Origin of the sequence: Muricoccus radiodurans, from assembly GCF_050154705.1 — a bacterium.
In the GTDB taxonomy this organism is placed as follows: Bacteria; Pseudomonadota; Alphaproteobacteria; order Acetobacterales; family Acetobacteraceae; genus Roseomonas; species Roseomonas radiodurans.
The window spans coordinates 4,094,848-4,110,049 of record NZ_CP189561.1; the positions used below are offsets into that span (position 1 = coordinate 4,094,848).

Sequence of the window (15,202 nt, forward strand, 5' to 3'; positions counted from 1 at the left end):
TCCGGCTTCTGCGGCAGCCTCGAAAAACTAGATGGGGGTCCGGGGGAATACTTTCCCCCAGCCTTTTCCTACTCGGCCCGCAGGTCCAGCTCCCGCGCCTTCTGCCCCCAGAAGGCGTATTCCTGCCGCACCTCCTCCTGGAACTGCGCGCGGGTCTTCTGGGGCGCCAGCTCCAGCCCGTCGCGCTCCAGGCTGCGGGCGAAGCGCGGGTCACGGATGGCGCGGTTTGCCGCCGTCTCCAGCCGGTCCATCTCCGCCTCCGGCACGCCGGCCGGGGCGAAGATGCCGTGCCAGCCGAGGATGACGATGCCGGGCAGCCCGGCCTCGGCCAGGGTCGGCACCTCCGGCATCTGCGACAGGCGGTTGTTGCCCGTCACGGCGATCGGCCGCAGCCGCCCCTCCCGCGCCAGCGGGATCGCCGGCGGCGGGGAAGAGAAGTTCATCGTGACCCGCCCGGCCACCACGTCCTGCAAGGCCGGCGCCGTCCCGCGATAGGAGATGTGCTCCATCCGCAGCCCCGCCGCTTCCGCGAAGAGCAGCCCGGCGAGGTGGTTGTTCGAGCCGACGCCGGCCGAGGAATAGGTGAAGCCCTCCCGCGAGGCCTTCCCGGCCGCGATCAGCTCCTGAAGGTTCTGGGCGGGGATGCGCGGGTCGATCACCAGCAGGTACTGGTAGAGGCTCGCCTGCGCGACCGGCGAGAGCTGGCGCGAGAGGTCCGCCCGGTCATTCCGCTGCAGGTGCGGGTTGATGACGATGTTGGTGGAGACCGCGAAGAGCAGCGTCAGCCCGTCCGGCCTGGCACGCGTGACGGAGACGGCGCCCACATGGCCGGCCGCGCCGCCGCGGTTCTCCACCACGACCTGCTGTCCCGAGGTCTCCGAGAAGATCTGGGCGAACTCGCGCCCCACGATGTCCGTCCCGCCGCCCGCGGCATAGGGCACGACGAGGGTGATGGCGCGGCCCTGGGCGGAAGCCCGGCCAATGATCGCCGGCGCGGCGAGAAGCGGAAGGAGGTGGCGGCGGCGCATGGATCGTTCCCCGGATGTCGCCGCAACACGCCACGAAGGACGCGCGCGGCGCAAGCGGGGCGGGTTCAAGCTCTCGCGCGCCCTGCCATGATGGCCGAGATGGATCCCGCCCTGACCGCCCTGCGCGGCCCCGCCTTCACCTTCCGCCACGACCCCTTCCTCGGCGACCCGGAGACCTCGCTCGCCTTCGAGCCGGATGCGCTGATCGTCATGCGCGGAGGCCGGATCGTTGGCTATGGCGGCCATTCCGCGGAACGGGAACGCTATCCGGCCGACCTGCCCGTGGCGCACCACCCGGACGCGCTGATCTGCGCGGGCTTCGTCGACGCGCATGTCCACTATCCCCAGCTGGAGATGATCGGCGCCTTCGGGGAGACGCTGCTCGACTGGCTGCAGCGCTACACCTACCCCACGGAGCTCCGCTTCGCGGACCGCAGCCACGCGGAGCGCGTGGCGGCCGTGTTCCTGCGGGACCTGCTCCGCGCGGGCGTCACCACCGCCGCCGTCTACTGCACCGTGCACGAGCACTCCGTGGACGCCTTCTTCGCGGAGGCCGAGCGCGTCGGCGCGCGCATGGTGGCGGGCAAGGTGCTGATGGACCGCCACGCGCCCCCTGCCCTGCTGGACGGCGCGGATCACGGCGCCGCGGCGACGGAGCGGCTGATCGCGCGCTGGCACGGGCGGGGCCGCGCACTCTACGCGGTCACGCCGCGCTTCGCGCCCGCGCTGACCGACGAGGGCCTGCGGGTGGCCGGGCGGCTGTGGTGCGACGCGCCGGGAACGCTGATGCAGACCCATCTCTGCGAGACGGAGGCGGAGATCGCCTGGGTGCGGGAACTCTTCCCCGGCCGCGCCTCCTACCTCGACGTCTATGCGGAGGCCGGGCTGGTGGGACCCGGCGCGGTCTTCGGGCACGCGGTCCATATGGCCGAGGGCGACCTCGCGGCGCTGCACCGCGCCCGCTGCGGCCTCGCGCACTGCCCGACCTCGAACCTCTTCCTCGGCAGCGGGCTGTTCCGCGCGCATGACGCACGGCGGGCGGATCGCCCGGTGCGCGTCGGGATCGGCAGCGACGTGGGGGCGGGCACCTCCCTCTCCCCGCTGCGGACGCTGGGGGAGGCGTACAAGGTCGCGCGGCTCGGCGGCTCACGGCTGACGGCGGAGCAGGGCTTCTGGCTCGCCACGCGGGGCGGCGCGGAGGCTCTGGGGCTGGAGGACCGGATCGGCACCCTCGCACCCGGGATGGAGGCGGACCTCGTGGTGCTGGACCCCGCCGCGACGGACCTGCTGGCCTTCCGGATGGAGGCGGCGGGGACGCTGGCGGAGCGGCTCTTCGCGCTGATGACCCTCGGCGACGAGCGCTGCGTGCGGGCGACCTATGTCGCGGGGGTGCCGGTCTGGATGCGGCCGGACCGGCCCGATGATCAGGCCGTGCCGGCGGGCGGTTTGCGGCGGATTTCCCAATAGAGGGGGGTGCGGCCCTCGCGCAGGGCCTTCGCCTCGTAGCGGGTGGGGGGCCAGCCCGCCGGGCGGGCGGTGGCCGGGGGCAGGACGGCGAAGAAGGGCTGGTCGGCCAGGACCTCCGCCACCCAGGCCTGGTAGGTCGGGTCGTCGCTCGCGACGCGCCAGAAGGCGCCGGGGCGGAGCTTCGCGGCCAGCAGGGGCAGCAGGGCCGGGTGGACGAAGCGGCGCTTGGAATGGCGCGCCTTCGGCCAGGGGTCCGGGAACATCAGGAAGAGGCCGTCCAGCGACCCGTCCGGCAGGGCGGCCAGGAGGTGGCGCGCATCCCGGGGCCAGAGGCGGAGATTGGGCGGAAGTGGGGCGGTCGCCTCCTCATCCTCCGGGATGATGCGGGTGAGGAGGGAGCAGAGCCCGTTCTCGAAGACCTCGGAAGCGATGAGGGCGGTGGCGGGGTTCGTCTCCGCCAGGGCGAGGGCGTGCTCGCCCCCGCCGAAGCCGACCTCGAGCCAGAGGGCCTCGGGCGCGAGGCCGAAGGCGGCCTTCGGGTCGGACGGGGTGGCGAGGGTGATGCGCGGAAGCGCCTCGTCCAGCAGGCGCTGCTGGCGGGGGCGCAGCGGATGGCCCCGGCGACGACCATAGAGGCGGTCGGGGATGCCCTCGGCGGGCGGGGGTGGGCGGGTGTCGTCGTAGGTCATAGGGGGATCGGAGAAGGCTGGGAGCGAGCTCCCCTCCTTCACGTGTTTGGCCGCCGCGGAACCGTTCCGAACCGTCCCGCGGCAGCCTGAGACAAATAGATGAGGGGTCCGGGGAGAATACCTTCTCCCCGGCTTTGCTTCACCGGTTGAACGCGCGCCGCAGCTCGTCGGCGAGGTCGGTCCTCTCCCAGGTGAAGGTGCCCTTCTCCTCGTCCGGGGTGCGGCCGAAATGGCCGTAGCTGCTGGTCGGGACATAGATCGGGCGGTTGAGGTGCAGGTGCTCCCGGATGCCGCGGGGGGAGAGGTTCACCATGTCCTGGACGATCTTCGCGAGCTTCGTCTCGTCCACGTCGTGGCCGGTGCCGTGGAGGTCGAAATAGACCGAGAGGGGCTTCGCGACGCCGATGGCGTAGGACACCTGGATGGTGCAGCGGTCGGCGAGGCCCGAGGCCACCACGTTCTTCGCGACGTAGCGCGCGGCGTAGGCGGCGGAGCGGTCCACCTTCGTCGGGTCCTTGCCGGAGAAGGCGCCGCCGCCGTGGGGCGCCGCGCCGCCATAGGTATCCACGATGATCTTGCGGCCGGTCAGGCCGCAGTCGCCGTCCGGGCCGCCGATGACGAAGGTGCCGGTCGGGTTCACGTAGAGCTCGGCATCGGAGGGCATCCAGCCGGCGGGCAGGCTGCTCTCGATGATCGGCTTCACGATCGCCTTGATCTGGGCCTGGTCGAGGCCTTCCTCGTGCTGGGTGGAGAGCACGACCGAGGTGGCGCCGACGGGCTTGCCGTCCACGTAGCGCAGCGTGACCTGGGACTTCGCGTCGGGCAGCAGGCCCTTCACGGAGAGGTCGTCGGCCCGGCGCATCTCGGAGATGCGGCGCAGGATGAGGTGGGCGTAGTAGAGGGGGGCCGGCATGAGGTCCGGCGTCTCGCGGCAGGCGTAGCCGAACATGATGCCCTGGTCGCCGGCGCCCTCGTCCTTGTTGCCGGCGGCGTCCACGCCCTGGGCGATGTGGGCGGACTGGGCGTGCAGGTGGCATTCCACGTGCGCGTGCTTCCAGTGGAAGCCTTCCTGCTCATAGCCGATGTCGTGCACGGCCATGCGGGCGCGGTGGATCAGCAGCTCCGGCGTGATGGAGCCGGGACCGCGGGTCTCGCCGGCGATGACGATGCGGTTGGTGGTGACCAGCGTTTCGCAGGCGACGCGGGCGTAGGGATCGGCTTCCAGGAAGGTGTCCAGGACCGTGTCGGAGATGCGGTCCGCCACCTTGTCCGGATGGCCTTCGGAGACGGATTCCGACGTGAACAGGTATTCGCCCGTGTCGCGCATGGCGTGGTTCGGCCTCTTGTCGCTTTTGTGTGGGGGTGCCGCGACCGGGACCGGCGGGCGGCGCGATGTTTCGCAGGCGCGTGAGGGGGGGTCAAGGCGGCCGGGTCCGGGCCGCAACGGGGCGGCGGGACGGGTTCCGGCCGGTGGCGGCGTGATGGCGGCCGCCGGAATCCGGGGAGCCGGCGCGGAGCGGGCGACGAAGTGACGGCGGGCCGGGCGGGCCCGCATCGGCGGTGCTCGAAGAGGGCACGGGGCTGCCGTGCCGTCCCGCTGAAACTGCGCCGGGGACGGCGCGTCATCCTTGTTGATCCTGGGACTCTTGCCGTTCCGTCCGATCGCCGGGCGGGCGGGCATCAGCCGCCAGGGCGCGGAGATCCCGAGATGACGCTTCTCCTGATCATCATCATCCTGTTCCTGCTGCTGGGCGGCGGCGGGTATTACGGGTATCGGTCCGGCTATTACGGCGGCGGCGGGTTCGGCGGCATCCTGGGCCTGCTGGTGATCATCCTGCTGATCTATCTGCTGTTCGGCCGCGGCACGCTCTGACGCCCCGCTGACGGGGCCGGGGGCGTTCGCGCCCCGGCGGGCGGGGAAACCCCCCGGTCTCGCCCGAGGTCGGGAGACGGCGCCTCCGGGGTCAGGCGGCGGCCATGGCGTCCCGCAGGGCCAGCGCGGCCTCCTCGGCTGGCTGGGCGCCCTGGATGACCAGGCGGCGGCCCAGGACCACGGCGGGAACGCCGCCCAGGCCCGCGGCGCGGGCGGCGTCCTCCTCCACCTCGGCGAGGCCTTCTTCCGTGGCCAGCATCGCCGCGGCGCGGCCCGGCGGCAGGCCGGCGGCGTCGGCGAGGGCGGCCAGGGTGGCGGGGTCGCCGATGTCCCGGCCCTCCGCGAAATAGGCGGAGAAAAGCGCTTCCGCGACGGCATCGGCCAGGGGCGCGCCGCCCTCCTGACCGGCCAGGCGGATCAGGCGGTGGCTGTCGCGGGTGCTGGGGGTGCGGGTGATCCGGTCGAAGCGGAAGGTCAGCCCGTCGCGCGCCCCCTCGGCGGTGATGCGGGCGTCGATCGCGGCGGAGCGCTCGGGGCTGCCGAACTTGGCCGCGCGGTAGGCGGCGCGCTCCATGCCCTTTGGCGGCATGGTGGGGTTGAGCATGAAGGGGTGCCAGCGGCGCTCGAAGCGCAGGCCCTCGGGCGCGAGGGTCGCGAGGGCCTTGTCCAGCCGGCGCTTCCCGATCCAGCACCAGGGGCAGATCGTGTCCGACACGACCAGCAGGATCGGGTTGGCTGAGGCGTCCACGGGCTGATCCCTTCGGTTCCGGGACGGGAAGATGGGGCGGGGGCGGGCCGGTGTCGCCTCCCTGGCGGCTGACGCGCGGGTGTTCTTTGATGCGGCCGCGTTGGAGCCTTCTTCTTGCACGACCGGATCGAGCACGCCTGGATCGAAGCCTTTGCCGAGGTGCTGCGGCGCTGCGCCGCGGCGCCGGGAATGCCCGTGGCGATCCTGGGGGAGACGGGGTCGCGGGCGCTGAACCTGGACCTCGCGGAGCTGGCCGCGCTGCGTCTGGGGGCCCGGCCGGTGCGGTGCCTGCTGCCCAGCCCGCCGGCCCACGCGCTGCCGATCCGCTCCACGGGCGCGTCGCGGGCGCTGGCGGGGCATCCGGGCGCGATGGCGCTGCTGGCGGCTTGCCCGCTGGTGCTCGACCTGACGGTGGAGGGATTGCTGCACGCGCCGGAGCTGCCCGCGGTCCTGAAGGCGGGCAGCCGGGTGATGATGGTCTCGGACGAGCATCCGGAGGCGCTGGCGCGGCTGGTGCCGCGGGTGGGCGATGATGCGCCAGTGAAGGCGGCGGTGAAGCGGCTGCGGGCGGCGCGGGCGATGCGGGTGACGTCGGTGGCCGGGACGGATCTGACCGTCGCGATGGACGGCGCCGCGACGGCCGGGGTGTGGGGATGGACGGACCGGCCGGGCACCGTGGCGCACTGGCCCGGCGGGGTGGTCGTGTCCTTCCCGCGCGCCGGGTCCGTCCGCGGCGTGGTCGTGCTGGACGCGGGGGACATCAACCTGACCTTCAAGCGCTACCTGGAGGCGCCGGTGCGGCTGGTGATTGAGGACGACCATGTCACCGCCATCGAAGGGTCCGGGACGGATGCGGAGCTGATGCGGCGGTATCTCTCGGCCTTCGCGGAGCAGGAGGGCGGGCGCGGCGCCTATGCCGTGTCGCATGTCGGCTGGGGTCTGAACCCGCGGGCGCGGTGGGAGTCGCTGGCCATGTACGGGCCGCGCGACACGAACGGGACGGAGCAGCGCTGCGCGGCGGGCAACTTCCTCTTCTCCACCGGGGCGAACGAGTTCGCGGGCCGCTTCACCGAGGGCCATTTCGACCTGCCGCTGCGGGGCTGCACGATCGCGCTGGATGAGGAGGTGGTGGTGCGGGACGGGATGCTGGCCGCTTGATCCCGCACGCGCATGTCAGCGGGGCGGGTTCCCCGGTCCTGCTGCTGCACGGCATCGGTGGGAATGGCGGGCTGTGGGGGCCGGTGCTGCCGGGTCTGTCCGGGCGGCAGGTGCTTGCGTGGGACATGCCGGGCTATGGGCAATCCGCGCCGCTGCCGCAGGTGACGTTTCCGGCGCTGGCGAAGGCGCTGCTCGCACTCATGGATGCGCGGGGGCTGGAGCAGGCCGATCTGCTCGGACACTCGATCGGCGGGATGATCGCGATCGAGTTCGCGGCGACCCACCCGGAGCGGGTGCGGCGGCTGGCGCTGGTGGCGACGTCCGCGGCCTTCGGGTCGCGCGATCCGGCCTTCGCGGAGAGCTTCGTCCGGGCGCGCATCGGACCGCTGGATGAGGGCCGGCGGCTCGCGGACCTCGCGCCGGGGCTGGCGGCGGGGATGCTGGGGACCGATCCCGATCCGGCGGCGCTGCCGGCCGCGACCGCCGCCATGGCCGCGGTGCCGGAAGCGTCGTATCGCGCGACGGTGGCCTGCCTCACGACCTTCGACCGGCGCGACGCCCTCGCGGACCTGCGGATGCCGGTGCTGCTGGTCGCGGGCGGCGAGGACCGGATCGCTCCGCCGCGCGGCATGGCGCGGATGCAGTCGGCGCTGCCGGACGCGCGACTGGCCGTGATCGAGGGCGCCGGCCACCTGCCGCATCTGGAGAGGCCGGACGCCTTCAACGCCGCGCTGCGACCCTTCCTGGATGAGGCTGCCTGAGATGGATGCGCTGCCCGCGGTTGTGGCCGCCCCGATCTTCGATCCCGCGTCCTGGCGCCTGAAACCGGAGGAGGCGGAGCTCACGGCGCGCGCGCGGGACTTCTCGGCACGGGTGCTGGCGCCGCGCGCGGCCCGCTGGGACCGGGAGGCGAGCTTCCCGGAGGAGAACTACCGCGACATGGCGCGGGAGGGCTGGCTGGCCATCTGCATCCCGCGGGAGGAGGGCGGGATGGGCGCGGGATTCCGCGGCTACGCCCTGGCCGCCGCCGAGTTCGGGCGCGCCTGCGGGGCGACGGCGCTGACCTGGAACATGCATGTCTGCTCCACGCTCTGGACCGGGCCGCTGACCGACGACCTGGCGATGGACGAGGACGCGCGCGCCGCCCACCGCGCACGACGCGGCGCGCAGTTCGCGGCCATCGTCCGGGACGGCGCGATCTATTCCCAGCCCTTCTCCGAGGGCGGGGCGGCGGCCGCCGGTGCCGCGGCCTTCGGCACGCTGGCGCGCCGCGTCCCCGGCGGCTTCGTGGTGAACGGGAAGAAGATCTTCGCCAGCCTCTCCGGCCACGCAGACCATTACGGCGTGCTGGCGACGGAGGACCGCGGCGACGGAAAGCCGAGCCGGCGCGACACGCTCTACCTCGGCATCCCCGCGACGGCGCCCGGCGTGAGCGTCGTGGGCGAATGGGACCCGCTGGGGATGCGCGGCACCGTGTCCCGCACGCTTCTGTTCAAGGACGTCTTCGTGCCGGAGAGCGCGCTGCTGATGCCGGAAGGCGCCTATGCCCAGGCGGCGATCCGCTGGCCGCACATGTTCCTCACGCTGTCGCCGACCTACATGGGCCTCGCCCAGGCGGCCTATGACTTCTGTGTCGCCTACCTTCGCGGCGAGGTGCCGGGGATGCCGCCGGTGAAGCGGCGCATGTATCCCACCAAGCAGATCGCCGTCGCGCAGATGCGCGTCATGCTGGAGGGCACGAAGGCCCTCTGGTTCCAGGCGGTGTCGGAGGCCGGGCCCGATCCGGCGAAGGAATCCGTCCTCCGCGCCTGGGCCGCGCAGCACGCGGTGATAGAGAACGCGCACGCAATCGCGTCCCTGGCGGTGCGGACCTGCGGCGGGCAGGCGATGCTGAAGTCCCTTCCCCTCGAGCGCATCTTCCGCGATAGCCGCTGCGGCAGCCTCATGCTGCCCTGGACCGCCGAGCTGTGCCTCGACCGCATTGGACGGGACGCGCTGTATGAGCGGGGCGAGACCGATGACTGATCACCCCCCTGGCCAGGCTCCCGGCCGATCCCTTCAGAACCTGGCCCGGGCGCTGCGCGGGCCGGAGCGCATCGCTCCCGCCGGGCCGGTGCGGGTGGTGCCGCCGGCGCCGGCCGCCCCCTCCCTGCTGGCGGCCATCGCGCCCGGCGCCGCGCCGCGCGCGCACCGCGCATCCATCGCCCTGCCGCCCGATCCCGACCGCGCCGCCTATCCCCCGCCCTGGACCTGGCCCGCCCTGCACCGTCCGGAGGACGCGGCCATCCGCCACGACGGCGCGGTGACGACCTTCGCCGCGCTGGACGCGGCGGCGCGGGACCTCTCCGCCGCGCTGGCCGCGCGCGCGATCGGGCGCGGCGACGTCGTCGCCTTCCTCGGCCACAACCACCCCTCGCAGATTGTGGCGCTGATGGCGTGCTCGCGTCTCGGCGCGGCGCTGCTCCCGCTGAACTGGCGCCTCGCGCCGCCGGAGCTGGGCTTCATCCTGCAGGATGCGGCGGCGCGTCTGGTCCTCGCGCTGCCGGGCTATGCGCCGCTCGCGGAATCCCTCGCGCCACCGGGGATGCCGCCGGGCGACTACGTCATGGACCCCACCGCGCCGCTGCCCGCCGGCCAGGCCGGCGTCGCGCCCGGCACGGCGGAGGACCCGGCGCTCGTCGTCTACACCTCCGGCACCACGGGGCGTCCGAAGGGCGCGGTCCTGGACGGCGCCGCCGTCGTGGCGAACGCGCGCAACGCGGTGCGCGTCTTCGACCTGACCGCCGAGGACCATGTCCTGACCGTGCTGCCGATGTTCCATGTCGGCGGTCTCTGCATCCAGACCCTGCCGGCGCTGATGGTCGGCGCCACCGTCACCCTGCATTCCCGCTTCGACGCCGAAGCCTGGTTCGACGCGGTGGAGCGCGAGGGGCCGAGCCTGTCGCTGCTGGTGCCCGCCATCATGGCCGCCCTGATCGCCCACCCGAACTGGGCGGGCGCCGATCTGTCCGCGCTGCGCGCGGTCGGCGCCGGTTCTTCCGACGTGCCGGCGCCGCTGGCCGAGGCCTTTCACGCCAAGGGCGTGCCGGTGCAGGGCATCTACGGCGCGACCGAGACCGGGCCCATCGCCCTGGCGCAGAGCCCGGCGGAGGCGCTGGCCGATCCGGGCGGGATCGGCCGCGCCGCGCCGCTCTGCGAGGTGCGGGTGCAGGACGAGGCGGGGCATCCCCTGCCCCCCGGCCGCATCGGGGAGATCGCGGTGCGCGGCCCGAACCTCATGCGCGGCTACCTCCGCGATCCCGAGGGAACGGCGGCCGCGATCCGGGACGGCTGGTTCCGCACCGGGGACGCGGCGCAACTGGACGCTTCCGGCCGGTACCGCCTGGCGGGGCGGATCGGCGACGTCATCATCTCCGGCGGGGAGAACGTCTATCCCGCCGAGGTGGAGCGGGTGCTGATGACCGCGCCGGGCATCACGGACGGCGCCGTCTGCGGCGTGCCGAACCCCCGCTGGGGCGAGGTGCCCGTGGCCGTGGTCGTCCCCGGCCCGGGCTACGACCCCGAGGCGGTGCTGCGCCACTTCGAGGGCAAGCTCGCGCGCTTCAAGCAGCCGCATCACGTGGTCACGGTGACCGCCCTGCCCCGCACCGCGCTGGGCAAGGTGGAGCGCGCCGCGCTCCGGGCGCTGGCGACGGCCTGAGCCGCCGCCGGGGCCCGGCCGTCAGGCCCGGATGGAGTTGCCGCCCTCCACCGACAGCACCGCGCCGGTGATGTAGGCGGCGCGCTCGGAGCAGAGGAACATCACGGCCTCCGCCGCATCCTCCGGCGCCGCGACGCGGCCCAGTGGGATGCCGGCCACCGTGTCGGTGATGTGCTTCTCCGACAGCGGGCTCACCTCCGATCCCGCCGCGAAGCCAGGCTCGACGAGGTTCACGCGGATGCCCTGCGGCGCGAGCTCCAGCGCGAAGCCCTTCGTCAGCCGCTCCAGCGTCGTCTTGGAGGTGCAGTAGAGCACGCGGCCCGGCCGCATCTTGCGCGCGGCCCCGGAGCCGATGTTGATGATGTTGCCGCGCACGCCCGCTGCCAGCATCAGCTTTGCCATCTCCCGCGCCATCAGGAAGGGCGCGCGGCAGTTGATGCCGAACATCCCGTCGTACTCGGCGCTGCTTGTCTCCAGCAGCGGCTTGCCGGGATAGATGCCGGCGTTGTTCAGCAGGATGTCCGGCGCGCCCCATTCCCGCGCGACCAGCGCCGCGAGCTCGGCGATGGAGGATTCTTCCATCAGCTCCGTCGCGTGGGTCAGGGTGCGGGCGGGATCGAGGCCGAGCTCCGTCACCGTGCGCGCCAGCGCGTCCGCGCGGTTGTCGGAGAGGCACAGGCGGGCGCCGGCCTTCGCGAAGGCGGTGGCGAACCAGCGGCCATGGATGCCGGCAGCCCCGGTGATGACGACGCGCTTGCCTTCGAAGTCCATGGGTCCGCCTGTGTCTGATCTCGTGTGGGAAGCAAGGCCGGGGGGAAGGATCCCCCCGGACCCCTTCTCTTTCTATCAGGCTGCCGCGGAAGGGTGGACACGGGGCCGCGCGAAGGGCGGGTGGCCCAGCGCCTGGAGCAGGCCCTGGATGTAGCCGTAGCAGAAGGCGAAGGCCTCCCCGCGCGGGTCGCGGCCGGCGATCTTCGGCACGTGGTCCGGCATCAGCATGTGGGCGTAGCCGACCTCGTCGAGGATCTTCAGGGCTTCCCACATGTCCATGTCGCCCTCCTCCGGGAAGGTCTCCATGAAGCTCAGCCTCCCGCCGCGGATGTTGCGGAAGTGGACGTTGAAGATCTTCCCACGGCGCCCGAACCAGCGGATCACCGCGCCGATCTCCCGTGCCGGATCGTCCAGCATCTCGCCCAGCGTGCCGACGCAGAAGTTCAGGCCGTGATAGGGACTCTCCCGCATCCCCACGAAGCGCTTCAGCCCCTCCACCGTGCCGAGCACGCGCGTGACGCCGCGATAGCCGGGCGGGGTGTAGGGATCATGCGGGTGGCAGGCCAGGCGGACGCGGCTCGCCTCCGCGACCGGCACCACGCGCTCCAGGAAATAATCGATGCGCGCCCAGTTCTCCTCCTCCGGCAGGATGCCGGCAATCGTGGGCGGCGCCGCGTGGTCGGCGCGGTCCCAGCGAAAGGCCTCGTTCAGGGAACCGCCGCGCCCCGGTTCCAGCGGTGTGCGGGGAATGCCGATGATGTTCAGGTTGTACTTGGCCGCGGGGATGCCGGCGCGAGCCAGGTTGTCGATCAGCCGGTTGATGGAATCGATCTGGCGATCCCGGTCCGGGCCGGCGGTGAGGATGTCGGGGCTGCGCGACTCCTCGATCGGGCGGGAGGAGAGCGGGAGCTGCACCATGTCGAGCGACAGGCCGAAGGATTCGACGTGCTCGCGGTGGCGCAGCAGCACGTCCAATGTCCAGTCATGCGGGTTGCCGGGCGGATCGGCGCAGACATGGGTGACGCCCAACTGCGCGAGAACGCGGAAGTCGTCATCGTCCCGCGCGGGAACCTGTGTGCCGACGTGCATGGAGTCCTCCCTGTCCGGAAGGCATTCCCCGCCGTTTTGCGAACCAGCTCAAGCCCGTTCCGCGGGGGGATGATGAGAGAAGGGCGTCGAGACGTATCCGTTTGGCGGGGGAGGTCACTCCCCCGGCCCTGATCCACCCCCGGTCACCCGGCACTACCGCCGGGCGACGATGGTCCAGTGGTTCTTCCCCTCGTTGAGGAGGTACTTGAAGAAGGTCGTGGGGATCGAGTGCTTGGCATCCAGCTTGATGAAGCCGGCATCCGTCTCGGCCATGCTGAGCTGGAACGCCAGGATGCACATCTCCGAGCAGATGACGTTGCGCGGCTTCATGCCCGTGCGGTTCTGGTACTTCAGCAGGCGCGCCTTGGCCCCCTTGCCGAAGTGGCTCGATCCCATGAGGGCACCGATCACCCGTCCGGTGACACCGATCCCGAGCGACGGGCCGCCGGAGTAGCCGACGCCTTCGTTGCCGTACTTCTTGGTCGCCGTGTCGTAGCTGTTGGCCCAGCCTTCGGCCAGCTTCGCCGCCCGCAAGGCGACAGCGGCATCATGGAAGCGAAAGACGATCGCGTTCCTGGAATCCATGGTCAGCGGAACGATGCGCACGCCCGAGCCGTCCATCGAGTCCACCTTCTTCGTCGTGTCCGAGGTGGTCATGTTGGTGTGGCCGACGTTGTCGTCGATGATGTGGAAGAAGACGTCGCCCGCCCGGCGGAGGGCGGGATCGTAGCGGGGCTTTCCCTTGACCAGGGCATCGAACCTCTTGCCCAGCTTGCCCGCGGTGTAGATCGTGGACGACGCCGAGGATGAGACCGCCGACGAGCCGCTCGGGGTCACGGATGACGAGACGGGGACGCTCGTGTTGCCCGACGTGGATGTATAGGAGCGCGCCGAGCTGAGCTGACCGGACATACGGGAACCTTTCGGAACGTGGTGCCAACGAGGGCAGCATGAACCGGTCCGGCATGTTCTGGAAAGTGAAACGTGCACGCGGTCCGGCCTCGCGGACCGCACCGACGTGCAGCCCCGATGGCCGGGAGAAGACAGCGATGGCACCATCCCGGGTTAATGGCCGGGGATGACATTTCCGTGGCGTGGATGCGCCGCGCCCGGCATCCCGCCATGCAGGTTCCCGGTGGGCCGGCTCGGGGTGGACGACGTCGGGCTAACCCGGCCCCTCACGGCCATGGTCCCGCGCGGACGCCTGGCGTCCGCGCGCCGTCTCCCCGAGGAGAGAGGCTACCGCCCCGTCATGATCCGCCCGACCAGCTCCTTCACGGTCGGGATGAAGCCGTTGGAGTAGAAGGGGTCGGCCGCGAAGCGGTAGGCGTTGTGGCCGGCGAACATGAGGTTCCGCTCGGTGTCGCCGCCATGGGCGATGTCCTGCAGCGTCTTCTGGATGCAGAAGCTGCGGGGGTCCGCCTTCTTGCCGTTCGTGTAGTCCGGCGCGTGCTGCGACCAGTTGGAGAAGCGGCACTGGGAGAGGCAGCCCATGCAATCCACCTGATCCTTCAGGATCTGGCGCGAATCCTCGGGCGTGACAAAGACGAGCGTGTCGTCGGGGGTGCGCAGCGCCTCGACATAGCCGGACGCCTCCCAGCCGCGGACCCGGTCGAGGTCGGCCGGCACGAGGTAGACGGGGCGCTTGCGCGGGCCGACGCCGTACATGGCGGAGTGCTCGCCGATCGGCTCGGCGGTGTAGGCGACCTGCCGGTGGCTGCGCGCCTCCAGGTCCATCAGGAACTCGTTCCGCACCGCGGAGGAGTAGAAGCCGGTCGGGGAGAAGTTCTGGAGCGACACGTCGCCCGGCTTCAGCGTGAGAAGGCGCTGCTTCCAGGAATCGGGGATCGGGCTCTCACGCGTGACCAGCGGGCGGGTGCCGAACTGGAAGGCGATGGGGCCGAGCTCCGGGTTGTCGATCCAGTCCTGCCACTCCTCCAGCCACCAGACGCCGCCGGCCATGATGATGGGGACGTCGCCCAGGCCGAACTCGCGCATCTGCTGGCGCAGCTTCAGCACGCGGGGGAAGGGGTCCTCCGGATGGCGCGGGTCCTCGGAGTTGGAGAGGCCGTTATGGCCGCCGGCGAGCCAGGGATCCTCGTAGACCACGCCGCCCAGCCACATCGCCGCCTTGGAGTAGGCGCGCTTCCACAGCGCGTTGAAGGCGCGGGCGGAGGAGACGATGGGATAGATGTGGACGCCGTATTCCCGGGCGATATCGGCCAGCTTGTAGGGCATGCCGGCGCCGCAGGTGATGCCGTGGATCAGGCCCTTGGCGCCTTCCAGCAGGCCGCGGGCCACGCGCTCGGCGCCGCCCATCTCCCACAGGATGTTCGCGTGGACGCGGCCCTGCCCGTTGCTGCGCTCATGCGCTTCCCGTGCCTGGGCGATCGCGCCGGCGATGCCGTAGGCCACCAGCTCCTCATGCCGCTCCCGGCGGGTGCGGCCGTGGTAGTGCTGCGGGACGATCTGGCCGCTGCCGTCATAGCTGTCGGCGTTGACGGCGGAGAAGGTGCCGACCCCGCCCTCCGCCGCCCAATTGCCGCAGGAGGCGCCGTTCGAGGCGGAGACGCCCTTGCCGCCTTCCACGAGGGGAAGGACTTCAACGCCGCCCATCCGGATGGGGTTGATGGTCTTCAACGCCGTCTCTTTCCCTGGGATCCACCGACGGTCATGGGA

14 protein-coding genes are annotated in these 15,202 nt (G+C 72.0%); 6 read left to right on the forward strand and 8 right to left on the reverse strand.

The annotated features are described in order from the left end of the window. Positions 1-68: 68 nt before the first annotated feature. A complete protein-coding gene (locus ACP6CK_RS19310) occupies positions 69-1,028 on the reverse strand; it encodes a Bug family tripartite tricarboxylate transporter substrate binding protein (RefSeq protein WP_426954930.1) in 960 nt (319 codons plus the stop codon). Between the two features lie 99 nt (positions 1,029-1,127). Here ACP6CK_RS19310 and guaD point away from each other — a divergent pair, with 99 nt between their 5' ends. Next, complete coding sequence (gene guaD / locus ACP6CK_RS19315; RefSeq protein ID WP_426954931.1) at positions 1,128-2,495, forward strand: guanine deaminase; 1,368 nt, start codon at positions 1,128-1,130, stop codon at positions 2,493-2,495. On the opposite strand, the gene trmB is transcribed toward guaD, so the two are convergent. Both trmB and metK read right to left on the reverse strand, forming a co-directional pair. Next, on the reverse strand, positions 2,453-3,184 hold the full coding sequence (gene trmB, locus ACP6CK_RS19320; RefSeq protein WP_426954932.1) for a tRNA (guanine(46)-N(7))-methyltransferase TrmB: 732 nt from the start codon (positions 3,182-3,184) through the stop codon (positions 2,453-2,455). The genes guaD and trmB overlap by 43 nt on opposite strands. 139 nt (positions 3,185-3,323) lie before the next feature. Further along, entirely contained in the window at positions 3,324-4,511 is a 1,188-nt protein-coding gene (gene metK, locus ACP6CK_RS19325) for a methionine adenosyltransferase (RefSeq protein ID WP_426954933.1), read from the reverse strand. Between the two features lie 381 nt (positions 4,512-4,892). Here metK and ACP6CK_RS19330 point away from each other — a divergent pair, with 381 nt between their 5' ends. Continuing rightward, the gene (locus ACP6CK_RS19330; RefSeq protein WP_426954934.1) at positions 4,893-5,057 is read left to right on the forward strand and encodes a DUF3309 family protein; all 165 of its coding nucleotides are present in this window, start codon (positions 4,893-4,895) and stop codon (positions 5,055-5,057) included. 91 nt (positions 5,058-5,148) lie between these two features. Here ACP6CK_RS19330 and ACP6CK_RS19335 read toward each other — a convergent pair whose 3' ends face one another. Beyond that, positions 5,149-5,805: a DsbA family oxidoreductase gene (locus ACP6CK_RS19335; RefSeq protein WP_426954935.1), complete on the reverse strand. Its 657-nt coding sequence runs from the start codon at positions 5,803-5,805 to the stop codon at positions 5,149-5,151. A gap of 114 nt (positions 5,806-5,919) precedes the next feature. Between ACP6CK_RS19335 and ACP6CK_RS19340 the strand changes: the two genes are divergently transcribed. From ACP6CK_RS19340 to ACP6CK_RS19355, 4 genes are read left to right on the forward strand one after another with little or no spacing between them, the layout of a single operon-like run. Next, complete coding sequence (locus tag ACP6CK_RS19340; RefSeq protein ID WP_426954936.1) at positions 5,920-6,963, forward strand: 2,5-dihydroxypyridine 5,6-dioxygenase; 1,044 nt, start codon at positions 5,920-5,922, stop codon at positions 6,961-6,963. Continuing rightward, entirely contained in the window at positions 6,960-7,724 is a 765-nt protein-coding gene (locus ACP6CK_RS19345) for an alpha/beta fold hydrolase (RefSeq protein ID WP_426954937.1), read from the forward strand. The genes ACP6CK_RS19340 and ACP6CK_RS19345 overlap by 4 nt, the downstream gene beginning before the upstream one ends. Before the next feature lies 1 nt (position 7,725). Further along, complete coding sequence (locus tag ACP6CK_RS19350; protein ID WP_426954938.1) at positions 7,726-8,988, forward strand: acyl-CoA dehydrogenase family protein; 1,263 nt, start codon at positions 7,726-7,728, stop codon at positions 8,986-8,988. Further along, a complete protein-coding gene (locus ACP6CK_RS19355) occupies positions 8,981-10,663 on the forward strand; it encodes a class I adenylate-forming enzyme family protein (protein WP_426954939.1) in 1,683 nt (560 codons plus the stop codon). The genes ACP6CK_RS19350 and ACP6CK_RS19355 overlap by 8 nt, the downstream gene beginning before the upstream one ends. A gap of 21 nt (positions 10,664-10,684) precedes the next feature. On the opposite strand, the gene ACP6CK_RS19360 is transcribed toward ACP6CK_RS19355, so the two are convergent. The 4 genes from ACP6CK_RS19360 to ACP6CK_RS19375 form a co-directional block, all read right to left on the reverse strand. Next, the gene (locus ACP6CK_RS19360) at positions 10,685-11,434 is read right to left on the reverse strand and encodes an SDR family NAD(P)-dependent oxidoreductase (protein ID WP_426954940.1); all 750 of its coding nucleotides are present in this window, start codon (positions 11,432-11,434) and stop codon (positions 10,685-10,687) included. A 75-nt stretch (positions 11,435-11,509) separates the two neighbouring features. Next, a complete protein-coding gene (locus ACP6CK_RS19365) occupies positions 11,510-12,523 on the reverse strand; it encodes a mannonate dehydratase (RefSeq protein ID WP_426954941.1) in 1,014 nt (337 codons plus the stop codon). A gap of 153 nt (positions 12,524-12,676) precedes the next feature. Further along, positions 12,677-13,435, reverse strand: a complete 759-nt coding sequence (locus ACP6CK_RS19370; protein ID WP_426954942.1) for a hypothetical protein — start codon at positions 13,433-13,435, stop codon at positions 12,677-12,679. A 327-nt stretch (positions 13,436-13,762) separates the two neighbouring features. After that, the gene (locus ACP6CK_RS19375; RefSeq protein WP_426954943.1) at positions 13,763-15,163 is read right to left on the reverse strand and encodes an NAD(P)H-dependent flavin oxidoreductase; all 1,401 of its coding nucleotides are present in this window, start codon (positions 15,161-15,163) and stop codon (positions 13,763-13,765) included. Positions 15,164-15,202 lie beyond the last annotated feature (39 nt).

Excerpts from the sequence above, each read along its gene's own strand:
- ACP6CK_RS19310 (WP_426954930.1), bottom strand. The coding sequence starts at position 1,028 with ATGCGCCGCCGCCACCTCCTTCCGCTTCTCGCCGCGCCGGCGATCATT.
- guaD (WP_426954931.1), top strand. The coding sequence starts at position 1,128 with ATGGATCCCGCCCTGACCGCCCTGCGCGGCCCCGCCTTCACCTTCCGC.
- trmB (WP_426954932.1), bottom strand. The coding sequence starts at position 3,184 with ATGACCTACGACGACACCCGCCCACCCCCGCCCGCCGAGGGCATCCCC.
- metK (WP_426954933.1), bottom strand. The coding sequence starts at position 4,511 with ATGCGCGACACGGGCGAATACCTGTTCACGTCGGAATCCGTCTCCGAA.
- ACP6CK_RS19330 (WP_426954934.1), top strand. The coding sequence starts at position 4,893 with ATGACGCTTCTCCTGATCATCATCATCCTGTTCCTGCTGCTGGGCGGC.
- ACP6CK_RS19350 (WP_426954938.1), top strand. The coding sequence starts at position 7,726 with ATGGATGCGCTGCCCGCGGTTGTGGCCGCCCCGATCTTCGATCCCGCG.
- ACP6CK_RS19355 (WP_426954939.1), top strand. The coding sequence starts at position 8,981 with ATGACTGATCACCCCCCTGGCCAGGCTCCCGGCCGATCCCTTCAGAAC.
- ACP6CK_RS19360 (WP_426954940.1), bottom strand. The coding sequence starts at position 11,434 with ATGGACTTCGAAGGCAAGCGCGTCGTCATCACCGGGGCTGCCGGCATC.
- ACP6CK_RS19365 (WP_426954941.1), bottom strand. The coding sequence starts at position 12,523 with ATGCACGTCGGCACACAGGTTCCCGCGCGGGACGATGACGACTTCCGC.
- ACP6CK_RS19370 (WP_426954942.1), bottom strand. The coding sequence starts at position 13,435 with ATGTCCGGTCAGCTCAGCTCGGCGCGCTCCTATACATCCACGTCGGGC.